Here is a 19,558-nt window from a genome sequence, read left to right on the forward strand (position 1 = left end):
TTGACATTGCTTTACGTATTGCAGCGGGCTGTGTTTCGGCTGCATGTGGGTTGGTCGCCATTGTTCCGAAATTAGTTTCCGTATATAATTTCACGAATATGATGAGAGAAATTCAGCTCGATCGGGTCGACCTGAACCTGTTTCCGGTCTTCGAAGCCGTGCTGGCGGAGGGGAACGTGGCGCGGGCGGCGGCGCGTCTGCACGTCACGCCCTCGGCGGTGAGCCACGGGCTCAATCGCCTGCGCCAGCAGTTCAACGATCCGCTCTTCCTCAAGGTGCCCAAGGGCGTCGTTCCGACCGAGCGCGCGCTCGAGCTCGCCGATGCCATTGCCGACGTCCTGGCGCGGGCGCGGCGCGTGGTCGGCGCGGCAGAGCCGTTCGACCCCGCGCGCTCGAAACGCCGCTTCACGCTCGGCGCGCCGGACGCGATTGCCGCTGTCATGATGCCGCAACTGCTCGCGGTCGTTCAGAAGCACGCGCCGTCGATCGACATGTCCTTGCGCTACGTGCTGCGCGATGCGGCATTTGCCGAGCTTGATGCACGGAGCGTCGACATCGCCGTCGTGCCGATCGACGACGTTCCCGCCCGCTTCGTCTCCAAGATCGTGTTCGAGGACCGTTTCCAGATTGCCGCGCGTTGCGGTCATCCGTTCGCGGACAGCCCGACCCTGAAGCGCTATTGCGAGATCCAGCACGTCATCGTCTCGCCTGGCGGCGATACGCGCGCCTATGTGGACGACGTCCTTGCCAGCAGAGGTCTGTCCCGCCGCGTGGCGATGACCGTTCCGAGCTTCATGCTCATGCTCGCGGTCGTCGCCGAAACCGATCTCGTCGCCGCGCTGCCGAAGGGACTTCTCGATGCCTATGGGGCTCGCTTCGGCCTCGTCGGCGTCGATTCCCCGCTGCCGATGCGCAGTTTTCAGCTTCGCGCCGTCGTCCCGAAAGCCGCAATGATGGATGCGGGCATCGAATGGTTGTTCGGCCTGCTCGTGCATCCCAACGGTGCGAAGCAGCGTTCGCGTCGGTGATATTCCAATCTGCGGAACGAGCGCCGCCGCCGACATCGAGGCCGGCGTTTTTCCTTCCCGCACCCGTCAAACTTTGTGTACCAATGGCGGCCAGGACGCTCCGTTCAAAATCGTTCGACAAGGGAGAGAACAATGCGTGAAGCCGTCATCGTTTCCTATGCGCGCACGGGCCTGGCAAAGTCCGGCCGCGGCGGGTTCAACATCACGCCACCGATGTCGCTCGCGGCCCACGCCATCAAGCATGCTGTGAGCCGCTCCGGCGTAGACAAGGACTACGTCGAGGACTGCTATCTCGGCAATTGCGCCCATGGCGCGCCGAACATCGGCCGCCAGGCCGCGCTGCTCGCGGGCCTGCCGAAGACCACCGCCGGCGTCTCGGTGAACCGCTTCTGCTCCTCGGGCCTGCAGACCATCGCAATGGCCGCCAACTCGATCCGCTCGGACGGCGCCGACTGCATCGTCGCCGGCGGCGTCGAGAGCATCTCGGTTCCCGGCGGCGGCACACCGAAGGAATCGATCGATCCGGAGCTGCTCAAGGTCGCCCCCGACATCTTCATGGCCATGATCGACACTGCCGACATCGTCGCCGAGCGCTACAAGCTCAGCCGCGAATACCAGGACGAGTTCTCGCTGGAATCGCAGCGCCGCATGGCCGCGGCGCAGCAGGCGAACAAGTTCAAGGACGAGATCGTCCCGATGAAGACCCAGATGAAGGTCGTCGACAAGCAGACCAAGGCCGAGAGCATCGTCGACTACGTCGTCGATCGCGACGAGTGCAACCGGCCCGAGACCACGATGGAAGGATTGGCAAAGCTCGAGCCGGTGAAGGGCCCCGGCAAGTTCGTCACCGCCGGCAATGCCAGCCAGCTCTCCGACGGCGCCGCCGCCGTGGTGCTGATGGAAGCCAAGGACGCCGAGAAGCGCGGCCTCAAGCCGCTCGGCCGCTTCGTCGCCTGGGCCACCGCCGGCTGCGAGCCCGACGAGATGGGCATCGGCCCGGTGTTCGCGATCCCGAAGCTCCTGAAGCGCACCGGCCTCAAGATCGACGACATCGATCTGTGGGAGCTCAACGAGGCCTTCGCCAGCCAGTGCCTGTATTGCCGCGACCAGCTCGGCATCGATCCCGCCAAGTACAACGTCAATGGCGGCTCGATCGCGATCGGCCATCCCTTCGGCATGACCGGCGCCCGTCTCACCGGCCATCTGCTGCAGGAAGGCGCGCGCCGCAAGGCCAAGTGGGGCGTGGTGACGATGTGCATCGGCGGCGGCCAGGGCGGCGCCGGCCTGTTCGAGATCTACAGCTGAGATAGGCCTGCATGAATGCGAAAGGGCACGGCGCAAGCCGTGCCCTTTTTGCTTGGAGCTTTGACGGCCGAACGGTAAGGGACGCACCACTCTCTCACTCCCTCGCCCCGTTCTTACGGGGAGAGGGTGGGGTGAGGGGCTGTCTCCGTGGGCTCGATCTGAATCGTAGGTGTGACGCGCTCGACGGCGATCGGAGATGTCGGATGGAGCATCGGCTGCGGCACCAGATTGCCTGGCCCCTCACCCGGATCGCACCGGACGATGCTGCGCATCGCCGGGCGCGATCCGACCTCTCCCCGCAAAGAGCGGGGAGAGGTTAAGACCGCTCTACGCCCTCGCCAGAGCCGGGGCGAACACCACCTCGATCAGCGTGCCGTGGCCGGCGCTCTTGATGTTGAACCGCGCGCGGTTGGCTTCGACCAGCGCTTTCGTCAGCGACAGGCTCAGCGCCGAGCTGTCGGCGGCATCCTCGGGCGGCGGCGTGCGGAACGGCTCCATGGCGGCGGCGACCTCGCGCTCGCTGAGGCCGTGACCGGTGTCGCGGATGCGAAGCGCGATCTCGCCGCGGTCGGTCAGCGCCGTCGAGACGATGACCTGGCCGCCGGCGCTGGCGAGCCGGATCGAGTTCGAGATCAGGTTCATGGTGATCTGCCGCATCGCGCGCGCGTCGACGCTCACCTGCGGCAGCGCATGGGCGAGCGAGGTGCGGATGATGATGCGCTCGCGATTGGCCTGCGGCTGCATCACCGTGACGCAGGCTTCGACCAGGTCGTTGAGGTTGAGGTTGGCGAAATTGAGATCGAGCTTGCCGGTCTCGATCCGCGACAGCTCCAGCAAATCGTCGATGATGGCGATGACGCGCTCGCCGGAAGCGCGGATGTCCTTCATGTATTCGCCATAGCGCTCGTTGCCGAGCGCGCCGAAGCGCTCGGAGATCATCACCTCGGCAAAGCCGATGATGGCGTTGAGCGGCGTGCGGATCTCGTGGCTGATCCGCGCCAGCATGTCGGCCTTGGCATTGGCCGCGCCGTCGACGAGGCGGCGGGCCTGGGTCAATTCGCTCTCGCCCTTCTTGCTCTGGGAGAGATCGCGGAACACGGCGAAGAAGTTCGGCCCGTCCGGCCGCGTGCGGCCCATGATCATCGCGAGCGGAATCGCGCCGCCCTTCTTCTCGCGGCCGAGCACCTCGCGGCCGTGGTCGAGCAGGCTGGAAATGTCCTGGCTCTTCAGGCTTTCGAGATAGTCGGCGACAATCTGCTGGCTCTCGGGCGCGAACAGCGTCATCAGGTTCTGCTCAAGCAGCTCTTGCCCGTCATAGCCGAACAGCGCCTCCGCGCTGCGGTTGCAGGCGTGGATGTTGCCTTCGGCATCGAACATGACGATGCCCTCGGCCGTGGTATCGAGGATCGCGGCGAGATCCTCCGCCTCGGCTTCGCCGGCCGCGGGCTCGGGTTCGTAGGGATAGGACTCGGCGACAACGGACTCTGCAATAACAGACTCGGCGATGAAGGTCTCTGCGATGACAGGCGCTGCGGCGATGGGGGCCGCCTGCGGCAGCGCGCAGATCAGTGCATGCGCGTTCTCGCCGTCCCAGTCGATCGTGTGCAGATGCGCGTCCGTCGTCGCAAGCGGCTCTTCGCCATTGGCGACCGTTGCGCTGATCGTCACAGGCGTGCCGCCTTGCGACGTGCTGCTGGCCGGCGACACGCCCGGCTCGACATAGAGCGCATCCAGCCCGCCGGCATTCTCCAGCGCATTCAGGCTGGCATAGCCCATGCGCGCGAGGAAGGCGGGGTTGGCGTAGAGCAGGCGGTCGAGCCGGTAGATCAGGATGCCCGTCGGCAAGAGATCGAGCAGCGTGCGGTCGCGCGCGCTCATCCCGCGCGGCGGCGGTGCCGGCTCGGTCAGCCATTCGGTTGCAGCCTGCGGCGGCTCGGGCTCCGCCGGTTCGGCCGAGATATCCGCCGCCGGCTCGGCCGCGTCAGTCGCGATGGTCTCGCGCTCGCGTTCGAGCCGCTCGGACAATTGCCGCGCGAGCTCGTTGAACGCGCTGTTCTCGACCGGCGTCAGCGTCGGGGGGCGCGTATCGCCGGATGGGCGGAACGGCACGACATTGGGAGGCGTTTCCACGGGCGTGTCCAGATCGGTTGGGTGTGAAGTCGCGTCGCTTGTGGGCTCTGGCAGTTCGGGCTCGGGCGCGGGTGGCTCGCTTGGCGGAGGCGCCGCCGCTGCTTCGGGTTCGGCCTCCGGCTCCGCATCGGGCTCGGCGACCTCAGCGGAGAGGCCCTGCTGCGCCGGCGGTTCGACGAGCAGCTCGAAGCGCCTGAGCGCCTCGAGCCGGTTGAGGCCGTCGAGATCGCGGCAGACGCCAAATCCCCTGAAGCCGGCAAAGTTGCGCATCCGGTCGTAGACCGGCAGGCCCGCGAGCTCGACCGGAATGTGCTCGCCGCCATCGGCGGGCCAGTTCACGGTGATGCCGGCCCAGGTGTCCTTGCTTTCCAGCACCTGCGCGATGCGCCCCTCCGGATCGAGCGAGAACTCCGCGGCGATCTCGCGCCAGGGGCGGCCGAAGCCGGCGGCCGTGTGCGCGCCCATCAGGTGGATGAATTCATCGGAGCCGAGCACAAAGCGGCCCTCTGCATCCATCTGCCAGAGGAAGCGCAGCGGATGCTGACGCGGTGCGGGCGGCTCTTGCTGGCCCGAGGACTCTTGGTCCGAGGACTCTTGGCCCGACAACCCTTGGCCCGACGGCGGCTCGACCATGCCGACAGTGATCGGCGCAGCCTGCGGCGACACAAGGGCCGAGCAGCGGTTTTCAACCGGAGTTTTGGCCGCGGCGTCGGCCGTTACCGGGACGACCTGCTCGATCGTCTCTTCGCTGCTCTGGGCCGGCACGACGTCCGGTGTTGCCTCGCAGGCCGGCTGCTCGGGCGCGATCGTCTCGGCTGGTGTTTCGACCGGATCGGTGAAAGCGTCGAACAGCGCGAACACGGACGGAGCCGCGTCTGGCGGCGCAGGCTGTGCGTTCTCCGGCACTGCAGCCGGAGGCTCGACGGGTGCGACCTTGGGCGCGGCAGCGCCCGCAGCCGCTGCATGGGCGGCAGGCTCGATCAGCGCGACCAGGCCGACATCGGCCCCGAGGCCGACCCGTTGCAGCACCATCTGGCCGATGCCGATCGGCGTCGCGGCGCGGCCGGTTGCCAGCGCATCGCTGCGCGCCCGGTCGAGGCCGGCCTCAGAGAGATCGCGGAAGCCGAGCAGGGAGCGGGCGGCATCGCTCGCCCCGACGAACAGTCCGTCCGGCGCGAACGCGGCCATCGGCACCTCGGCGCCGGCAACGAGACGATGCAGCCGCTCGACCAGCGGCATCGTGCGCAGCGTCGGGTCCATCGCGATGACGAGCACGGCAGATCTTTCAGAGAGATGGACGCCATCGGCAAAGTCGAGCCGCGCGCAGGCGCAGGTCATCAGCGTGCCGAGCCGGGCGCCGAAGCCGCGCAGCCGTTCGAGCCGCACGGCGCCGTTCGCCGGCAGCTGGCGGGCGAGCCGGGCGACCTGGCGGCGATGGCTGTCGGCGGGGCCGAACACCTTGTCGGCGAGGCCTGCGCTATTCGCCGCGCCGAACAGCCTTGCGCCGACCGGATTGGCCCACAGCACGCGCGCGCCGTCGATCGACCACAGCCAGGCCGGCAGAGGAGAGGTCGCATGCACGGCCAGCCGCGGATCGCCCACACCTCGCAACTGGAAATCCGAACGCGTCATAAGGCCGGCTGTCGCTCACGCATCAGGTGTGGCGGCTGCCGGGAATGGCAGCCTTAAGAAAGGGTTAGTATCGCCCGGAAGGCGCGGGCAGGTCCACGGCCGCAAGCCCGGAAAGGCGACCCTAGCGGCGATAACCTTAATGTGCCCAGGCCCGCAAGCCGAGCCGATGTTGCATCCAAGGGATTCGAAGGGTTGGCATAGGCTCGCGCAGCATAGGCGGTGCTCATCCTCCCCTGGAGGGGGAGGATCGGTTCGCATGCAGCGAAGCTAAATGCGAACCGAGGTGGGGTGACAGTCCCTCCACATAGGCGGTGCCCGAGTGGAGAGATCACCCCACCCCGCTCGTGCTGCGCGCGATCGACCCTCCCCCTCCAGGGGAGGGTAAGAGCGCAGCTCCGCCGCAGGATTTGCGGCGCGGAGCGGCAAGCGGCATCAGCGGTGCCCATCCTCCCCTGGAGGGGGAGGATCGGTTCGCATGCAGCGAAGCAAAATGCGAACCGAGGTGGGGTGACAGTCCCTCCACATAGGCGGTGCCCGAGTGGAGAGATCACCCCACCCCGCTCGCGCTGCGCGCGATCGACCACGGGCGATCTACGCTCGTCCCGGACCCCTCCAGGGGAGGGTAAGAAAAAGGGTCCGTGCCGCACCCCACTACCTCAACCCCCGGTTCCCCCGACGGGGAACTTCACCCTCCCCGAGATTAAATTTCGCGGCGCACCCTCCTGATGCATTGCGATGCACAATGTTGACATGATAGGCAGCCATAGTGCTGGCGCTGGGCGAGCCATCTCGATTGTTTCGCGTTTCCAGTCTTTCGTTCCCGCTCAATGCCAGGGTCCACGATCGGGGCCGGCGGGCGCGCCAGAAGGCTCACTCCATTTTTTACAATTAGCGTGAGGGACAACCATGACAGGTGCGACTGATCCGTTTTCTGCCTCGATCATCCCGTTCGAGGTCCCCGAGCAGGTGCGTGCGTTCGCCGAGAAGGGCGTGTCGCAGGCCCGCGAAAACTACGCCAAGTTCAAGGACGCCGCCGAAACCCACAACGGCACCGTCGAGGCCGTGTTCACCTCGGCCTCCAAGGGCGCGAGCGAGTACACAGCCAAGCTGGTCGAGTTCATGAAGGCCAACTCGAGCGCCCAGCTCGACTTCGCCCAGCAACTGTTCGGCGCCAAGTCGCCGTCGGAAGCGCTGGAGCTGTGGACCGGCCACACCCGCAAGCAGCTCGAGACCTTCCAGGCCCAGGCCAAGGAGCTGGTCGAGCTCAGCCAGCGCGTCGCCAATGAGACCGCCGAGCCGATCAAGGCGAGCGCCTCGAAGTTCTACCAGCCCGCCGCCTGAGCGGTGAGGCCGGTTTGAGCCAAAGAAACCCGGGCCGAAAGGCCCGGGTTTTTCTTTGCCTCTCCCGCATATGGGAATCCAGGAAGGTCGTCATGCCCGGGCTTGTCCCGCCTGCGCGGCCGGAGAGCCGCTTCGGCGCGGCTAAGGCCCGTCTTGGTGCCGCGGGCAAAGGCGTGGATGGCCGGGACAAGCCCGGCCATGACGATGTGGAAGCTTCAGCGGGCCGAAGCGTCGGCGTCATATGCGATGGCCCTGCCCGCAAGCGGAAGAAGGGAGCCCAACACCCTTATGGTCGCCATCAAGCCCGATTTCATCGCACCGAATGTGATTTCCGCTGGTTTTTCGTCCCTCTGCGGCCTTGCCAAAAACGCCCGTTGCACCTAGTTTCCGCCCCGTCCAGCCTCCTCGGCACCGGCCCTCTTAAGGGCGTCCCGAGGCGCGGCTCGCCAGGATGCAGTTGTAGCTCAGTTGGTTAGAGCGCCTGTCTGTGGAACAGGAGGTCGGTGGTTCGAGCCCACCCAACTGTACCAATAAGTTCAGCTATTTACTGCCAAGTCGGTCTGTTCGTCCCTCGGAGCCCGAGGCATGTTCGCGGTAATTAGACTAGGCCATTAGTGGTTTGCTCCGGTCTCGACTGGATTGTCGCCTCATGCCCGCGTAGATTGCAGTCTGGGCAGAGGGAGCGTGCATGAGCGATGAGGATGTGAATGAGTCGGAGGCTGCGGTCTCCAAGAAGACGACCACGAAAAAGAAGAAAAGGGCGAAAACCTCCAAGAGGGCCGCAAAGCGCAAAGCAGAAGTTATTGGGGCTGCGGCCAAGTTTCCAAGGCATTCGGTCGAGAAGGCCTTGCGCATTCCACGCGCAATTATCGAGCAGAATGCGGGACACGCGTGTTCCGACAGGGATAGCGCCACTTATGTCGGCGTAGGATTCAATGGTCCCTACCGTGTCGAGATAAGCTCGGCGATTAAGTACGGATTTTTGGACCGGCCAAGCCCTGGCATGATCGCTGTTACTGATCGCGCAAGGCAAGCCATTCGGCCTCAAAAGGCTGGCGAGGATATTGAAGCATTTCGTGCAGCAGTGCTGGACGCTCCTGATATCGCAGAGGTTTATAAGCACTATCGCGGTGAATATCTTCCTGACGATGGATTCTTTGAGCACGCTCTTGAAGACAAATTTTCAATACCTGCTGAGAAGGTGCCCGAGTTCAAGGAGATCTTCCTCGCATCACTTCAAAGCGCACAGCTGGTTGACAAGAAGGACAACAAGTATCGAATTTTGGACACGAAGAGTGCGTCCGAAGATAGCGCGACTACCACTATAAAGAAATTGAGCACGACTGCGAATGTGAGCGCCAGCGATAGCTGCTTTGTTTTGATGCCGTTCGGTCCTCCTATTGGAGAGTACTACTCGCAGATATATGAGACTGCAATTAGGAAAGCCGGCTTACGTCCCGTGCGTGCGGATGCGGATATCTTCGGTACGGGAAAAATCATTGATCAGATCTGGGAAGGGATTAACGCAGCAAAGGTCCTAGTAGCCGAGCTCACGACTCGAAATCCCAATGTTTTTTACGAGCTAGGGCTAGCTCATGCTCTCGACAAGCCAGTTGTTCTCGTATCATCCAACGAAGATGACGTGCCGTTCGACCTCAAGCATATTCGGGTGATCTACTACAACGTTAGCGACCCCTTCTGGGGGCAGAAGTTGATCGAAAAGGTCGCCGAGAATATCTTGTCAGCTTTGACTAATCCTGAGGAAGCCGTTTTCAAGCGCGCTCTTACCCCCCGATGATCGTTTGGCTTACGCGCGACTCTGCTGCTCAGACGTGAGTGCTTTGAGAAAATACGGCGAGTGCACGAAACTCCACAACATTAACCCATCTCAATTTCGTGCACTGTCACGGTAGTAGAGAGCACGAACATGGGCACGATTAAAGCAGGGTGATCCCGAAAAGTCCGGCAATTTTGGCAATAGGCCCCAAAATAATGCTGGCATTAGAGACGAACTCGCCGAGCATCTTCACAGAGGAAGAGAGTGCCTTCAGGGCACCTTCCACCCGGCTCCGGTCAGGAGTTGGATTCTCAGCCTCATGTTCTAACTGGCTTACATGCTCAGATAGGGCGGTCCTGGTGCTCTCTGGTAGCCGAAGTCCATCGAGCGCTCCGCGCAACTCACTGACTGACGATCGGAACTGCTGAACGTCAACCGACGATCGGTGTTGAACGGCAGTTGCGTTGTCGCCAACTGCAATGACCTCGGAGCGGACACTCCCCGCTATGATCCCCTTGTTTGCGTCGCTATGCTCTTTGCTCATGATGCCTGAGCCTTGGTGTTGAGGGGGTTTTTGACGATGGGCGCGGATTGTGCGCTTGCCCCTTGGCCAACGGCCATTGCTTGAGCTGTCACGTCCCCACCCTGCACTATGATGCCGGAATTGTTGATGGTCATCACCTTATTACGGAGGTCGGATATATCGACTCCATGTTCTTCCATGTATCCAAAGATCAATTCAACGATAGTTTGGTCAAAGGCCTTTTCGGCAAAATCGAGATCCGCTTTTTGGGAAAAATGATCGAATTGAGCGTCCATCATCTCGCGACGAATGCTCTCGTCGGAGCCATAATTATAGATCGGATCTTCCTTCAAGCTCCTATTATAGCTCCTGATAGTGCTGTTCGACGAGCGCCACAAAGTGATACTTGCGAACAAGTTGTATGCTGCGGCAATAGCGATCAATGGGCTGGCGATTGCAGATGCAAGGAATTTTCCTAGTTCGAGATTAAAAAGGTCATAGTCGTAGCGGAAGGTCTTTCGATCGATCGCCTTAAATTCCTTGGAGGGTGGAGTAAGAACGAACCGGCTAGTCTCGATGTAGAATGTTCGACCCTGCAAATTTGTGCGTACGACATGGGTGAGTATTAGCTCTCCGTTCCAGCGTACGTCGTGGAAAAGCAGATATCTGCGAGAGAGATTTGGATGCCGTTCACATACTCGGGATATCTCAATATCATCCAGATTCACGCGTGGTTGCTGAGACAGCGGCGCTTCGTCAACAATATCCTCAGTGGGGATTATGCGCGGTCTCATTGGGAGGATCGGTGCATCTTCTCCTCTGACTGCGATAACATCTGTTATGGTAATTGCGCCGAAGTCACTCTTGGGGATCTCACTTACTAAAGTCGAATGAATTTCAGAAAGTGATATTGGCAGAAGTTCTGCCCGGCCACTGGCCGTATTTGCGGGTCTGCCAACGTCGACGGTGAAAGCCCATTTTCCGGTTGATATGCCCAGCGATCCGAATGGATTAAAGTTCTTGTGAACAATAACCCGTTGGTTCGGAGGAGACACCCCGAAGTCCAATTCCTTTGCGTGCCCCTCACTTAGCAACTCGTCGGCCGTAGCTAGGTTAAATCTGCCTTTTGAGAAGCGCTCGGGCGAGGTATCTATCCGCGAGTTGTGAAATCCGCAGTAGCCTGCGGCAATAATGAATAAAACGAAAAACGCAAATGGCGGTGCGGCGGCGAAATACGCAGCGATTGCCGCGGTTACCAGCCCCGCGCAGATAGATCGATAACGCGTCTCACGTTCTTCGAGTTGCCAAGCTAGGTAAACGACAGGACGAGGGTCTAGTCCGACCTCAAAGGGCGGCGCGGCAATTGGATTGATCGCTTTTCCGAGAATTTGTCGCCGAAAAGCCGGTCCTTTGGTATGAACAGCTGCAAGAGCCAGTCGGAGGGGTTCTGGGCAGTTGCGCCATCCGACCTGCTTGATCGAAGCGACATTCATGCTCTGCAGCTGATCAAGCATGACAACTCCCTCGCAGAAGCGCATTGCAATCTCTAGTTTAATGTAGAAATTGGAACATCTCAAGGGCATTTTCTGAAATGGAATTACAGCGTTTGGTCCAGCACTGCTAACGTAACGCCTCGGGGGCGGCCTCCTCAGCGCGAATTATCTCAGAATTACAGTGACAGCACTGTCACCGCAATTCCCGCTTGAGTTTCCCGGAAAGTCTCCATGCGCTCTCCTGAACGCTTATATCCAAGCCGCGCGAGCGAATTGTGGGCCTGCGTTCGGCTGGACAAATTCGCCATTTGGAGTAGCCTTCTCGGACACGGCAACATGTTAGCGGAGGTTCTCCGTGGAACATCGCGGCGTAAGCTTCTCGATCGTTGAAATGAGCTACCCTTCCGGTTGGAAGTGGACTGTCGGAAAGGGCCGAACAGTGTCGGTCGGTGTCTGTGCGTCGAGGCTCGATGCGATCCGCCAGGCTCAGACCTTCATCGACGCGATCATGGACTGGGCTGCCTAGGCTGAGTCAAAATGCTCGCCTTCGATTGGTCATGCCGAGCACCGTAAACCCAGCAGCTGAGTTTCTGTCGGCGCGGCGCTACCCCACCACCATGATCTGACAATGCACTAATCTCTGCGCGGCGCGCTATCTGAAGCGCTGGTCATGCGATCGCCTCCACTCCCGCTCAGCTCTTGATCAGCGCAGGAGACAAGCCAGCCACTCCACGCGCATCTTTCGACGATGCCATCATGCTCCTGTTTTGCCCGACGAGTCAAATTCTGATTCGAAAAATCCTAAATAGTGAAATGCTGAGGGATTGTCGTGACTTGGCTACTGTGCATGGGGTTGTTTTCGCAGTTTTGTGTTGGAGGCCTCCCAAGCCTCCGCCTGAGCGCCATCTCGCAGGTTCCGCCAAAGGGTCAGCTGCGGTGTCTCCCCGCCCACAGCTGTCATCCTCCGCGAAAGCGGGGATCCAGTACGCCGCGGCTTCTCGGGGGACGTCCGGCGTCTCTGGAATACGGGTGACGACAGCGGAGAAGGTGGCTGGCTGGCCGCCCCTGTTGCCGAGACCGCACAGCTGCCGGCTTTCGCACCCCCCTCGGTTGCCAACGAACCGCCATTCACCCACTATCTCCCTGACTCGTCATGTGGGGGGATCGATGCCGGCATTTCGCCTGAAGAAGTCATTGGCCGTCGCGAGCCTCGCGCTTGCCCTGGCCGTCCTGGCGCTGCCGCGGGCCGGTTTCGCCTACACCCAGGAGGAGCAGCAGGCCTGCACGCCGGACGCGATGCGGCTGTGCAGCGAGTTCGTTCCGAACGTCGATGCCATCACCGCCTGCATGATCAAGAAGAAGGCGCAGCTCTCGCCGCAATGCCGGGTGTTCTTCCGCCCCGGCCCCGAGCCGGGTGAGTTACGCGCCGGCAAGCCGACCAACATCGCGCCCAAGGCTGCCAAGAAGGCCACCAAGCCGGCGCCGAAGGTGGCCAGAAAGAAATCCAGCGAAGGCTGAGCGCGGGCGCCGCGTTCCCGGTTTGAAACCCTACGTGGTGCCGGGAAGGTGAGCACCATCGCGCCAGGCCGCTGCGTTCCGCCTCGCTCCGTGCCGCGACATCAGCTCGGCGAAACCCTCCGGACTCGTTTTGTTCGCACGCATGCTTGCGGCAATTGCGCCTGTACAGGATGAAAAGGAGCCGGGGCAGGTTTTGCGCGGGCAGGTTGCGATCCGCATTTTCCCGCTTCCATTGCTCAAAGAATGCCCGATTGCCCCTGCCGCGCCGCTTCATGGCAGCTTGTGTGTGTGACGTCACACGAAGCAGTGTGACTCAAAAGCCAACACGCCTTGTTATTTCGTGGCTCCAGCGCAACCTTCGATAAATTTTTCTTTCCCGAATCACCGCGCTGATTCATTTTCGCGGCCTGGGGTCAATCTGGAGGCCGAAGGTATGAACGTTATTGTTTTTGCATCGCGTAAAGGCGGCTCGGGCAAGAGTACCCTGGCTGCACATCTCGCCGCGCAGATCAAGGCGAGCAAGCAGGTCATGCTCGTGGATGCGGATCCGCAGGGCTCGCTCACGCTGTGGCACAAGCTGCGTGGCACCAACGAGCCGCCGATCAAGGCTGCCGTGAACTCCGTCAGCGGCATCGTCTCCGCTGCCAAGCGCGATGGATATGAATGGGTGTTGATCGACACGCCGCCGAACCTGTCGGCCGTCGTCGACGATGCGATCCGCAACGCGACGATGGTGATCATTCCGGCGCGGCCCGGCGTGTTCGACGTCAACGCGGTGCAGGAAACCATCCAGATGTGCCGCGCCGCGCGCAAGCCCTACGCGGTCGTGCTCAACGGTGCGCCGGCGCGCCGTGACGATGCCGAAAGTCCGATCGTCACCATCGCCCGCGAAGCGCTGGCGAAATTCCGCGCTCCGGTGTGGGGCGGCCAGATCACCAACCGTTCGGATTTGCTGATGGCGCTGAGCCACGGCGAAGGCGCGCGCGAGTATCAGGCCGAGAGCCGCGCGGCTCAGGAAATTGCAAGGCTGTGGGCGGCGATCGAGCGTTCGGTGAAGGCTATTCGCGGCACGGCGTCGGCGTCCGGCGCAATGCACAAGCAGGCGGCTTGATTTTAATTGGTCATTTCCTGGATACGAAAAACGCGCGGGCGAGCCGCGCGTTTTGCGTTTCTGCCTTCAACTGAAATGAACCTCACGCCACCAACAGCATGTAGAACACGATGACCGGCGACAAGGTGAGGATCACCGACCAGATGCCGGTCGCCCAGAGAATGTCCTCGGTGCTAAAGCCCTGCTGTCCGGCGTCGCAATGCGACGCCAGTTCATTATGACTATTCACAAACGCCTCCGCGATTTCTTCGCTTATGGCGTCAACGCTAGCCGGGATGTTTTAAGATCCGGGTCACCGCTACCTGCGCATTTGAGCACAGCCGTGACCCACGGGTTAACCATCCCGCGCTCGCCTTGCGTCAGCCGACCAGCCAGACGCGAAACAGCAGCACCGGCATCAGGCCGAGCATCACCGCCCAGAACCCGAACGACGACACCACCAGAATGCCCTGCAAGAGATCGGCCGGCGCGAATTGCCGCGCGGCCGTCGGCCGGATGCGATGCCCCATGGTCATTCCCCTCCGTGGAAGGTCCGTTGCGGAAACGATAGGCCCGATTGCGTAAACGAGCCGTGGATGCGCCATGCGGCAACAGCGAAGGCCGTTGGGAAGCGGTTAACCATGGCGCACGTCTTACTCTCCCCTGGAGGGGTGTTCAGACCGGGGACCTGGAGGGGGAGGGTCGGCACGCGAACGAGCGAAGCGAGATGGCGTGACGGGGTGGGGTGATCTCTCCACGCGGGCACTGTTCGTCGCGGGGACACCGTCACCCCACCCCGCCCGCGCTACGCCGCGACCTTCGTCCGTCGCTCGAGCTCGCGATCGATCGCCGCCGCGAGCTCGCTGCTCACTTCCACCATCGGCAGGCGCACTTCGGGGCTGTCGATCAGGCCGCTGCGCCACAGCCAGTACTTCGCCGGCGCGGGGCTCGGCTCTGTGAACAACAGCCGCGTCAGCTCGGCGACCTCGTGCCAGCGCGCCAGCGCCGCATCGTGGTTGCCGCGCTTCGCTTCGGCATACACGGCTGCAAACGTCGCGGTCTCGACATGGGCCGACAGCACGATGCCGCCGTCGGCGCCGTCGGTAAGCGCCTCGAGATAGCTGGCGTCCTCGCCGGTGAGCACGCGAAAGTCCTTCGGCCGGTCGCGCAGCAGCGCGATCGACTGCTCGCGGCTCGCGCCGCAATCCTTCAGGCCGACGATGTTCTTGTGCTCGGCGAGCCGCAGCATGGTCTGGTTGGTAATGTTGACCGCGCAGCGATAGGGAATGTTGTAGAGCGCGAGCGGCCAGGCGGCGTGGTCGGCGAGCGCCTCGAAATGCGCCAGAAGCCCGCGCTGCGACGGCCGCACGTAATAGGGACTGGCGATCAGGTAACCGTCGATCGGCCAGTCCGCGGTCTCGTCGAGGCGCTCCTGCAGCCGCGAGGTGTCCGCGCCCGAGAGCCCGAGGCAGATCGGCATGGTGCGGCCGCTGGCCGCCATCTCGTCGCGCACCACGGCGACGAGACGTTCGAGCTCGGCCTCGCGCAGCGTCATGCCTTCACCGGATGTCGCTCCCAGGATGAAGCCGTCGATGCCGTGCGCGCTGTAGTGCCGCGTCAGCCGCCGCAGCGACCTCTCGTCCAGCGCGCCGTCCTGAAACGGCGTCACCAGCGGCAGCCACAGCCCGTGCAAGTGATCTCGTAGTCCGGTCATGTTCCATCTCCTTCTCGGGACAAAGCCTGAGACGGAGGGCGCATGAAAAAACCCCGTCCAGGCGGCGGGGTTTTCGGGATTTGTTCGCGATGACGAAGTCAGCTAGTGCGCGCAAAAATCCGAGGCCCCGGGATGGGGGCCTTTTTTCGAGATGACTGCGCACGACTTCGTGATCATGTGGAAATGATGCGGGGTATGCCTGGAACTGTCAATACACGCGGAAGGCGAAGCCGCTTCTTGACGAAAAAAAGCCGGACCCGAGGGCCCGGCTTAGGTATTGGCCACGTGAGGCCGACACAATCACCTTCCAAGAGGGATTACTGAACTCCCGCGCCACTGGAGGAGGGGGACAAATGCGCAACGCGAAGGCTCAGCGTGCAAACATTATGGGCTTGCCGAGTGCCATGCAGCAACAGCCGAGGCCGCATGTCAGTCATGCGGAAATCAGGACGGCCAGCGCTGCGCCTTGCTCACCACGAAGTCGCGGAACACCTGCACGCGCGCGACCGTCTTCAACTCCTCGGGATAGACGAAGTAGGTGTCGAGCTGGATCGAGTCCGACTCGCCGAACAGCTGCACAAGCTTGCTCTGCTCCTCGACGAGGTAGTCGGGCAGAGCGGCGATGCCGAGGCCCTGCTGACAGGCGCGCACGAGACCGAGGATGTTGTTGACCTTGAAATAAGCCTCGCGCGGACCCGAGCCGTTGCGGCCGGCCTCGACCAGCCAGTTACGGTTCTGCAGATGCGGCGCGAAGTTGCCGTCGGCGAGCGTGATGATGCGGTGGGAGTCGAGCTCCTCCAGCGTGCGCGGCGTGCCGAAGCGCTTGATGTATTCCGGCGAGCAATAGGCGTGAAAGCCCATCGCGAACAGCTTGCGCTGGATGAGGTCCGGCTGTGTCGGCTTGCGGGTGCGGATCGCGACGTCCGCCTCGCGCATCGACAGATCGAGCTCCTCGTCGGTGACGATCAGCGAGATGCGGATCTCCGGATAGAGCGCAGTGAACTCGCCAAGCCGCGGGATCAGCCAGTTGATGCCGACGCCGGGCGTGGTGGTGATCTTGAGATCGCCGCTCGGCCGCTCGCGGCTGTCGGTCAGTTTGGCGCGCGCCGCCTGCAGCTGCATGAACACGTCATGCGCGGTGCGGAACAAGAGGTCGCCCTGCTCGGTGAGGATCAGGCCGCGGGCGTGGCGGTGGAACAGCGAGACCGAGAGCTCCTGCTCCAGCGCCGAGACCTGGCGCGACACCGCCGATTGCGACAGGCCGAGCTGCTCGCCCGCATGCGTGAAGCTGCCCGCTTCCGCCGCCGCGTGAAACACCTTCAGCTTGTCCCAGTCCATATCCGTAAATCCGTCGCGTGTTCGAGGCATGATTCTATTCCGCTGCCGCGCGCTCGCTGGCGCGAAGGGCCAAGAAACGTTCGGCTTCGAGTGCGGCCATGCAGCCGAGGCCGGCGGCCGTCACGGCCTGGCGATAGGTCTCGTCGGCGACGTCGCCGGCGGCGAAAAGGCCGGGCACCGAGGTGGCGGTCGAGTTCGGGGCGACCTCGACATAGCCCGACGGTTTCAGCTTGACCTGGCCCTTGACGAGTTCGGTCGCCGGCGCATGGCCGATGGCGATGAAGACGCCGTCGGCCTTCACGTCCTTGAGCGCGCCGGTCCTGACGTTCTTGAGCCGGACATGGGTGACCTTGTTGGGGGTCTCGGTGCCGCAGATCTCGTCGACGGCGGAGTCCCAGATCACCTTGATCTTGGGGTGCTTGAACAGGCGCTCCTGCAGGATGCGCTCGGCGCGGAAGTGATCGCGACGATGCACGATGGTGACCTGCGAGGCATGGTTGGTGAGGTACAGGGCTTCCTCGACCGCGCTGTTGCCGCCGCCGACCACGATGACTTCCTTGCCGCGGTAGAAGAAGCCGTCGCAGGTGGCGCAGGCCGACACGCCGCCGCCCTGGAACTTCGCCTCGGACGGCAGCCCGAGCCAGCGCGCTTGCGCCCCCGTGGCGAGGATCACGCTGTCGGCGAGATAGACGTCGCCGCTGTCGCAGGTGAGACGGAACGGCCGCTGCCCAGCCTCCAGCTTGGTGACCAGGTCGGTGACGATCTTGGTGCCGACATGGACCGCCTGCTTCTCCATCTGCTCCATCAGCCAGGGGCCCTGGATCACGTCGGCGAAGCCCGGATAGTTCTCGACGTCGGTGGTGATGGTGAGCTGGCCGCCGGGCTGGATGCCCTGGATCAGGATCGGCTCAAGCATCGCGCGCGCGGCGTAGATCGCCGCGGTGTAGCCGGCGGGGCCAGAGCCAATAATGACGACCTTTGCATGAACAGGAGCGGACATTTCGATGGACGCCTTTCACGGGGGATTTGCAGCGCGGGCGCGGAACGTGCCGGGAGGCCTCGCGGAGGCGCTGAAATGTCAGAGCTAATCTAAGCGTTCTGGTGAGCCATGCAAGAATTGCATTCCCTCTCGGCGGATTTTTCCAACAGGGAACAAAAGTCGGTTGCGCCGCGCGCGCAATAAAATTGCGCCGGACATGTGGACTGGGCTATGAGGATTTCGACAAAATCACCCCATACCGCCGTAAAGGGCAGGAGTTCCAATCACGTGTCGCGGAACCTAGACGAGATCGACCTCAAAATTCTCGCCGAGATTCAGGCCGACGGTCGAATCACGAATGTCGAGCTGGCCAAGCGCGTCGGCATCTCGCCGCCCCCCTGCCTGCGCCGCGTCCGCGCGCTGGAGGAGGAGGGCTATATCCACGGCTATCGGGGCCTCTTGGACGCGCGCAAGCTCGGTTTCGACGTCACCGTGTTCGCCGCCGTGCACCTGTCCAGCCAGGCCGAGGCGGATTTGCGCGCGTTCGAGGAATTCGTCCGCGCCGAGCCCCTGGTGCGGGAATGCTGGATGCTGTCGGGCGAGGTCGATTTCATCCTGAAATGCGTCGCGCCCGACATGGCGACCTTCCAGGATTTCGTCACGCACCTCACCGCCGCGCCCCATGTCCGCAACGTGCGAACGTCATTGGTGCTGCACAATTCGAAGTACGAGGCGGCGGTGCCGCTGGACGTGAAGGGGCGGCGGTAGGGTGCTGCTCTTGTGTCCCGGACGCAGCGCAGCGCTCCCGGCGATGCGAAGCATCGTCCGGTGCGGTGCGCTGCAGAGCCGGGGCCCATCTCACCGCGCCTTCCCGTGTTGCTTTATGGGTCCCGGCTCTGCGCAGCAACGCTAAGGGCGTTGCAGCGCGTCCGGGACACGAGAGCGGTGTATGCTGTTGCTCGACGCTCCGTCATTGCGAGCGCAGCGAAACAATCCAGACTGTCTCCGCGGAAAGATTCTGGATTGCGTCGCTGCGCTCGCAATGACGGGCGGTGAGAGTGTGCTTCGCCATGTGCAGGCAAAACGCCAAAACAAAAAGGCCGCGCACTGCGCGGCCTTTTCGAAAATATCGTCTCAGCGCAGCGGCAAACGCTTACCGCCACTCCACCTTGGTGATCTCATACGCCTTGGCGCCGCCGGGTGCATTGACCTCGACGGTCGAGCCTTTCTTCTTGCCGATCAGCGCGCGCGCGAGCGGCGAGGTGATGGAGATGCGGCCCTTCTTGGCGTCGGCCTCGACCTCGCCGACGATCTGCCACACCGTCTTCTTTTCGGTGTCCTCGTCGACCAGCGTCACGGTGGCGCCGAACTTGATGGTGTCGCCGGACAGTTTCGAGATGTCGATGATGTCGGCGCGCGCGAGCTTGTCCTCGAGCTCGGCGATGCGGCCCTCATTGTGGGACTGCTCTTCCTTCGCGGCGTGATATTCCGCGTTTTCCGACAGGTCTCCGTGCGAGCGCGCCTCCGCGATATGCTCGATGATCCGCGGACGGTCCACGGACTGGCGCTGCTTCAATTCTTCCCCGAGCGCGACAAAGCCGGCCTGGGTCATCGGAACCTTTTCCATCGTCTCTCTCGTCCTTCGATCGTGCGCCCCAAACGCGGATGGACGCCGCAACCTTGATTCGTC

General features: G+C 62.7%; 18 protein-coding genes and 1 tRNA gene. 10 read left to right on the top strand and 9 right to left on the bottom strand.

The window, feature by feature from the left end; genetic code table 11:
* Positions 1-98: 98 nt before the first annotated feature.
* Positions 99-1,028, top strand: coding sequence for a LysR family transcriptional regulator (locus tag JQ566_RS19150; protein WP_212374462.1), 930 nt, complete (start codon positions 99-101; stop codon positions 1,026-1,028).
* 132 nt (positions 1,029-1,160) lie between these two features.
* Positions 1,161-2,333 (top strand): thiolase family protein, encoded by a 1,173-nt coding sequence (locus JQ566_RS19155; protein ID WP_212374464.1) that lies wholly within the window; start codon positions 1,161-1,163, stop codon positions 2,331-2,333.
* A 327-nt stretch (positions 2,334-2,660) separates the two neighbouring features.
* Here JQ566_RS19155 and JQ566_RS19160 read toward each other — a convergent pair whose 3' ends face one another.
* Positions 2,661-6,095 carry a PAS domain-containing sensor histidine kinase gene (locus JQ566_RS19160; protein WP_212374466.1) on the bottom strand — a complete coding sequence of 1,145 codons (3,435 nt, stop codon included), beginning with the start codon at positions 6,093-6,095 and terminating at the stop codon, positions 2,661-2,663.
* Between the two features lie 906 nt (positions 6,096-7,001).
* On the opposite strand from JQ566_RS19160, the gene JQ566_RS19165 reads away from it, so the two are divergent.
* The 4 genes from JQ566_RS19165 (at position 7,002) to JQ566_RS19180 (ending at position 9,234) form a co-directional block, all read left to right on the top strand.
* Positions 7,002-7,436, top strand: a complete 435-nt coding sequence (locus JQ566_RS19165) for a phasin (protein ID WP_212374468.1) — start codon at positions 7,002-7,004, stop codon at positions 7,434-7,436.
* Positions 7,437-7,634: 198 nt separating this feature from the next.
* On the top strand, positions 7,635-7,820 hold the full coding sequence (locus JQ566_RS19170; RefSeq protein WP_212374470.1) for a hypothetical protein: 186 nt from the start codon (positions 7,635-7,637) through the stop codon (positions 7,818-7,820).
* A gap of 69 nt (positions 7,821-7,889) precedes the next feature.
* Positions 7,890-7,966 (top strand) — tRNA-His (locus JQ566_RS19175).
* Positions 7,967-8,124: 158 nt separating this feature from the next.
* Positions 8,125-9,234: a hypothetical protein gene (locus JQ566_RS19180; RefSeq protein ID WP_212374472.1), complete on the top strand. Its 1,110-nt coding sequence runs from the start codon at positions 8,125-8,127 to the stop codon at positions 9,232-9,234.
* A gap of 139 nt (positions 9,235-9,373) precedes the next feature.
* Here JQ566_RS19180 and JQ566_RS19185 read toward each other — a convergent pair whose 3' ends face one another.
* A complete protein-coding gene (locus JQ566_RS19185; protein ID WP_212374474.1) occupies positions 9,374-9,757 on the bottom strand; it encodes a hypothetical protein in 384 nt (127 codons plus the stop codon).
* The gene (locus tag JQ566_RS19190; RefSeq protein WP_212374476.1) at positions 9,754-11,250 is read right to left on the bottom strand and encodes a hypothetical protein; all 1,497 of its coding nucleotides are present in this window, start codon (positions 11,248-11,250) and stop codon (positions 9,754-9,756) included. Before JQ566_RS19190 ends, JQ566_RS19185 begins: the two co-directional genes overlap by 4 nt.
* A gap of 370 nt (positions 11,251-11,620) precedes the next feature.
* On the opposite strand from JQ566_RS19190, the gene JQ566_RS34880 reads away from it, so the two are divergent.
* The 3 genes from JQ566_RS34880 (at position 11,621) to JQ566_RS19200 (ending at position 13,858) form a co-directional block, all read left to right on the top strand.
* The gene (locus JQ566_RS34880; RefSeq protein WP_283814359.1) at positions 11,621-11,755 is read left to right on the top strand and encodes a hypothetical protein; all 135 of its coding nucleotides are present in this window, start codon (positions 11,621-11,623) and stop codon (positions 11,753-11,755) included.
* A 641-nt stretch (positions 11,756-12,396) separates the two neighbouring features.
* The gene (locus tag JQ566_RS19195) at positions 12,397-12,747 is read left to right on the top strand and encodes a hypothetical protein (protein ID WP_212374477.1); all 351 of its coding nucleotides are present in this window, start codon (positions 12,397-12,399) and stop codon (positions 12,745-12,747) included.
* 433 nt (positions 12,748-13,180) lie between these two features.
* Positions 13,181-13,858 carry a ParA family protein gene (locus JQ566_RS19200; protein WP_100233799.1) on the top strand — a complete coding sequence of 226 codons (678 nt, stop codon included), beginning with the start codon at positions 13,181-13,183 and terminating at the stop codon, positions 13,856-13,858.
* 82 nt (positions 13,859-13,940) lie between these two features.
* On the opposite strand, the gene JQ566_RS19205 is transcribed toward JQ566_RS19200, so the two are convergent.
* The 5 genes from JQ566_RS19205 to trxB form a co-directional block, all read right to left on the bottom strand.
* Entirely contained in the window at positions 13,941-14,087 is a 147-nt protein-coding gene (locus tag JQ566_RS19205) for a hypothetical protein (RefSeq protein ID WP_212374479.1), read from the bottom strand.
* A gap of 130 nt (positions 14,088-14,217) precedes the next feature.
* Positions 14,218-14,373, bottom strand: a complete 156-nt coding sequence (locus JQ566_RS19210; RefSeq protein WP_212374616.1) for a hypothetical protein — start codon at positions 14,371-14,373, stop codon at positions 14,218-14,220.
* Positions 14,374-14,642: 269 nt separating this feature from the next.
* Entirely contained in the window at positions 14,643-15,551 is a 909-nt protein-coding gene (dapA, locus tag JQ566_RS19215; RefSeq protein ID WP_212374481.1) for a 4-hydroxy-tetrahydrodipicolinate synthase, read from the bottom strand.
* 444 nt (positions 15,552-15,995) lie between these two features.
* Complete coding sequence (locus JQ566_RS19220; RefSeq protein WP_027575284.1) at positions 15,996-16,919, bottom strand: LysR family transcriptional regulator; 924 nt, start codon at positions 16,917-16,919, stop codon at positions 15,996-15,998.
* 4 nt (positions 16,920-16,923) lie between these two features.
* Positions 16,924-17,889, bottom strand: coding sequence for a thioredoxin-disulfide reductase (trxB, locus tag JQ566_RS19225; protein WP_212374483.1), 966 nt, complete (start codon positions 17,887-17,889; stop codon positions 16,924-16,926).
* 267 nt (positions 17,890-18,156) lie between these two features.
* On the opposite strand from trxB, the gene JQ566_RS19230 reads away from it, so the two are divergent.
* On the top strand, positions 18,157-18,636 hold the full coding sequence (locus JQ566_RS19230; protein WP_027534298.1) for an Lrp/AsnC family transcriptional regulator: 480 nt from the start codon (positions 18,157-18,159) through the stop codon (positions 18,634-18,636).
* 385 nt (positions 18,637-19,021) lie between these two features.
* On the opposite strand, the gene greA is transcribed toward JQ566_RS19230, so the two are convergent.
* The gene (gene greA, locus JQ566_RS19235; RefSeq protein WP_035710309.1) at positions 19,022-19,495 is read right to left on the bottom strand and encodes a transcription elongation factor GreA; all 474 of its coding nucleotides are present in this window, start codon (positions 19,493-19,495) and stop codon (positions 19,022-19,024) included.
* Between the last annotated feature and the right edge of the window lie 63 nt (positions 19,496-19,558).

Origin of the sequence: Bradyrhizobium sp. SZCCT0231, assembly GCF_018130245.1 — a bacterium.
Classification (GTDB): Bacteria; Pseudomonadota; Alphaproteobacteria; order Rhizobiales; family Xanthobacteraceae; genus Bradyrhizobium; species Bradyrhizobium japonicum_F.

Coding starts and splice junctions, on each gene's coding strand:
- JQ566_RS19150 (WP_212374462.1), top strand. CDS start 99: ATGATGAGAGAAATTCAGCTCGATCGGGTCGACCTGAACCTGTTTCCG.
- JQ566_RS19155 (WP_212374464.1), top strand. CDS start 1,161: ATGCGTGAAGCCGTCATCGTTTCCTATGCGCGCACGGGCCTGGCAAAG.
- JQ566_RS19160 (WP_212374466.1), bottom strand. CDS start 6,095: ATGACGCGTTCGGATTTCCAGTTGCGAGGTGTGGGCGATCCGCGGCTG.
- JQ566_RS19165 (WP_212374468.1), top strand. CDS start 7,002: ATGACAGGTGCGACTGATCCGTTTTCTGCCTCGATCATCCCGTTCGAG.
- JQ566_RS19170 (WP_212374470.1), top strand. CDS start 7,635: ATGACGATGTGGAAGCTTCAGCGGGCCGAAGCGTCGGCGTCATATGCG.
- JQ566_RS19180 (WP_212374472.1), top strand. CDS start 8,125: ATGAGCGATGAGGATGTGAATGAGTCGGAGGCTGCGGTCTCCAAGAAG.
- JQ566_RS19185 (WP_212374474.1), bottom strand. CDS start 9,757: ATGAGCAAAGAGCATAGCGACGCAAACAAGGGGATCATAGCGGGGAGT.
- JQ566_RS19190 (WP_212374476.1), bottom strand. CDS start 11,250: ATGCTTGATCAGCTGCAGAGCATGAATGTCGCTTCGATCAAGCAGGTC.
- JQ566_RS34880 (WP_283814359.1), top strand. CDS start 11,621: ATGAGCTACCCTTCCGGTTGGAAGTGGACTGTCGGAAAGGGCCGAACA.
- JQ566_RS19195 (WP_212374477.1), top strand. CDS start 12,397: ATGCCGGCATTTCGCCTGAAGAAGTCATTGGCCGTCGCGAGCCTCGCG.
- JQ566_RS19200 (WP_100233799.1), top strand. CDS start 13,181: ATGAACGTTATTGTTTTTGCATCGCGTAAAGGCGGCTCGGGCAAGAGT.
- JQ566_RS19210 (WP_212374616.1), bottom strand. CDS start 14,373: ATGACCATGGGGCATCGCATCCGGCCGACGGCCGCGCGGCAATTCGCG.
- dapA (WP_212374481.1), bottom strand. CDS start 15,551: ATGACCGGACTACGAGATCACTTGCACGGGCTGTGGCTGCCGCTGGTG.
- JQ566_RS19220 (WP_027575284.1), bottom strand. CDS start 16,919: ATGCCTCGAACACGCGACGGATTTACGGATATGGACTGGGACAAGCTG.
- trxB (WP_212374483.1), bottom strand. CDS start 17,889: ATGTCCGCTCCTGTTCATGCAAAGGTCGTCATTATTGGCTCTGGCCCC.
- greA (WP_035710309.1), bottom strand. CDS start 19,495: ATGGAAAAGGTTCCGATGACCCAGGCCGGCTTTGTCGCGCTCGGGGAA.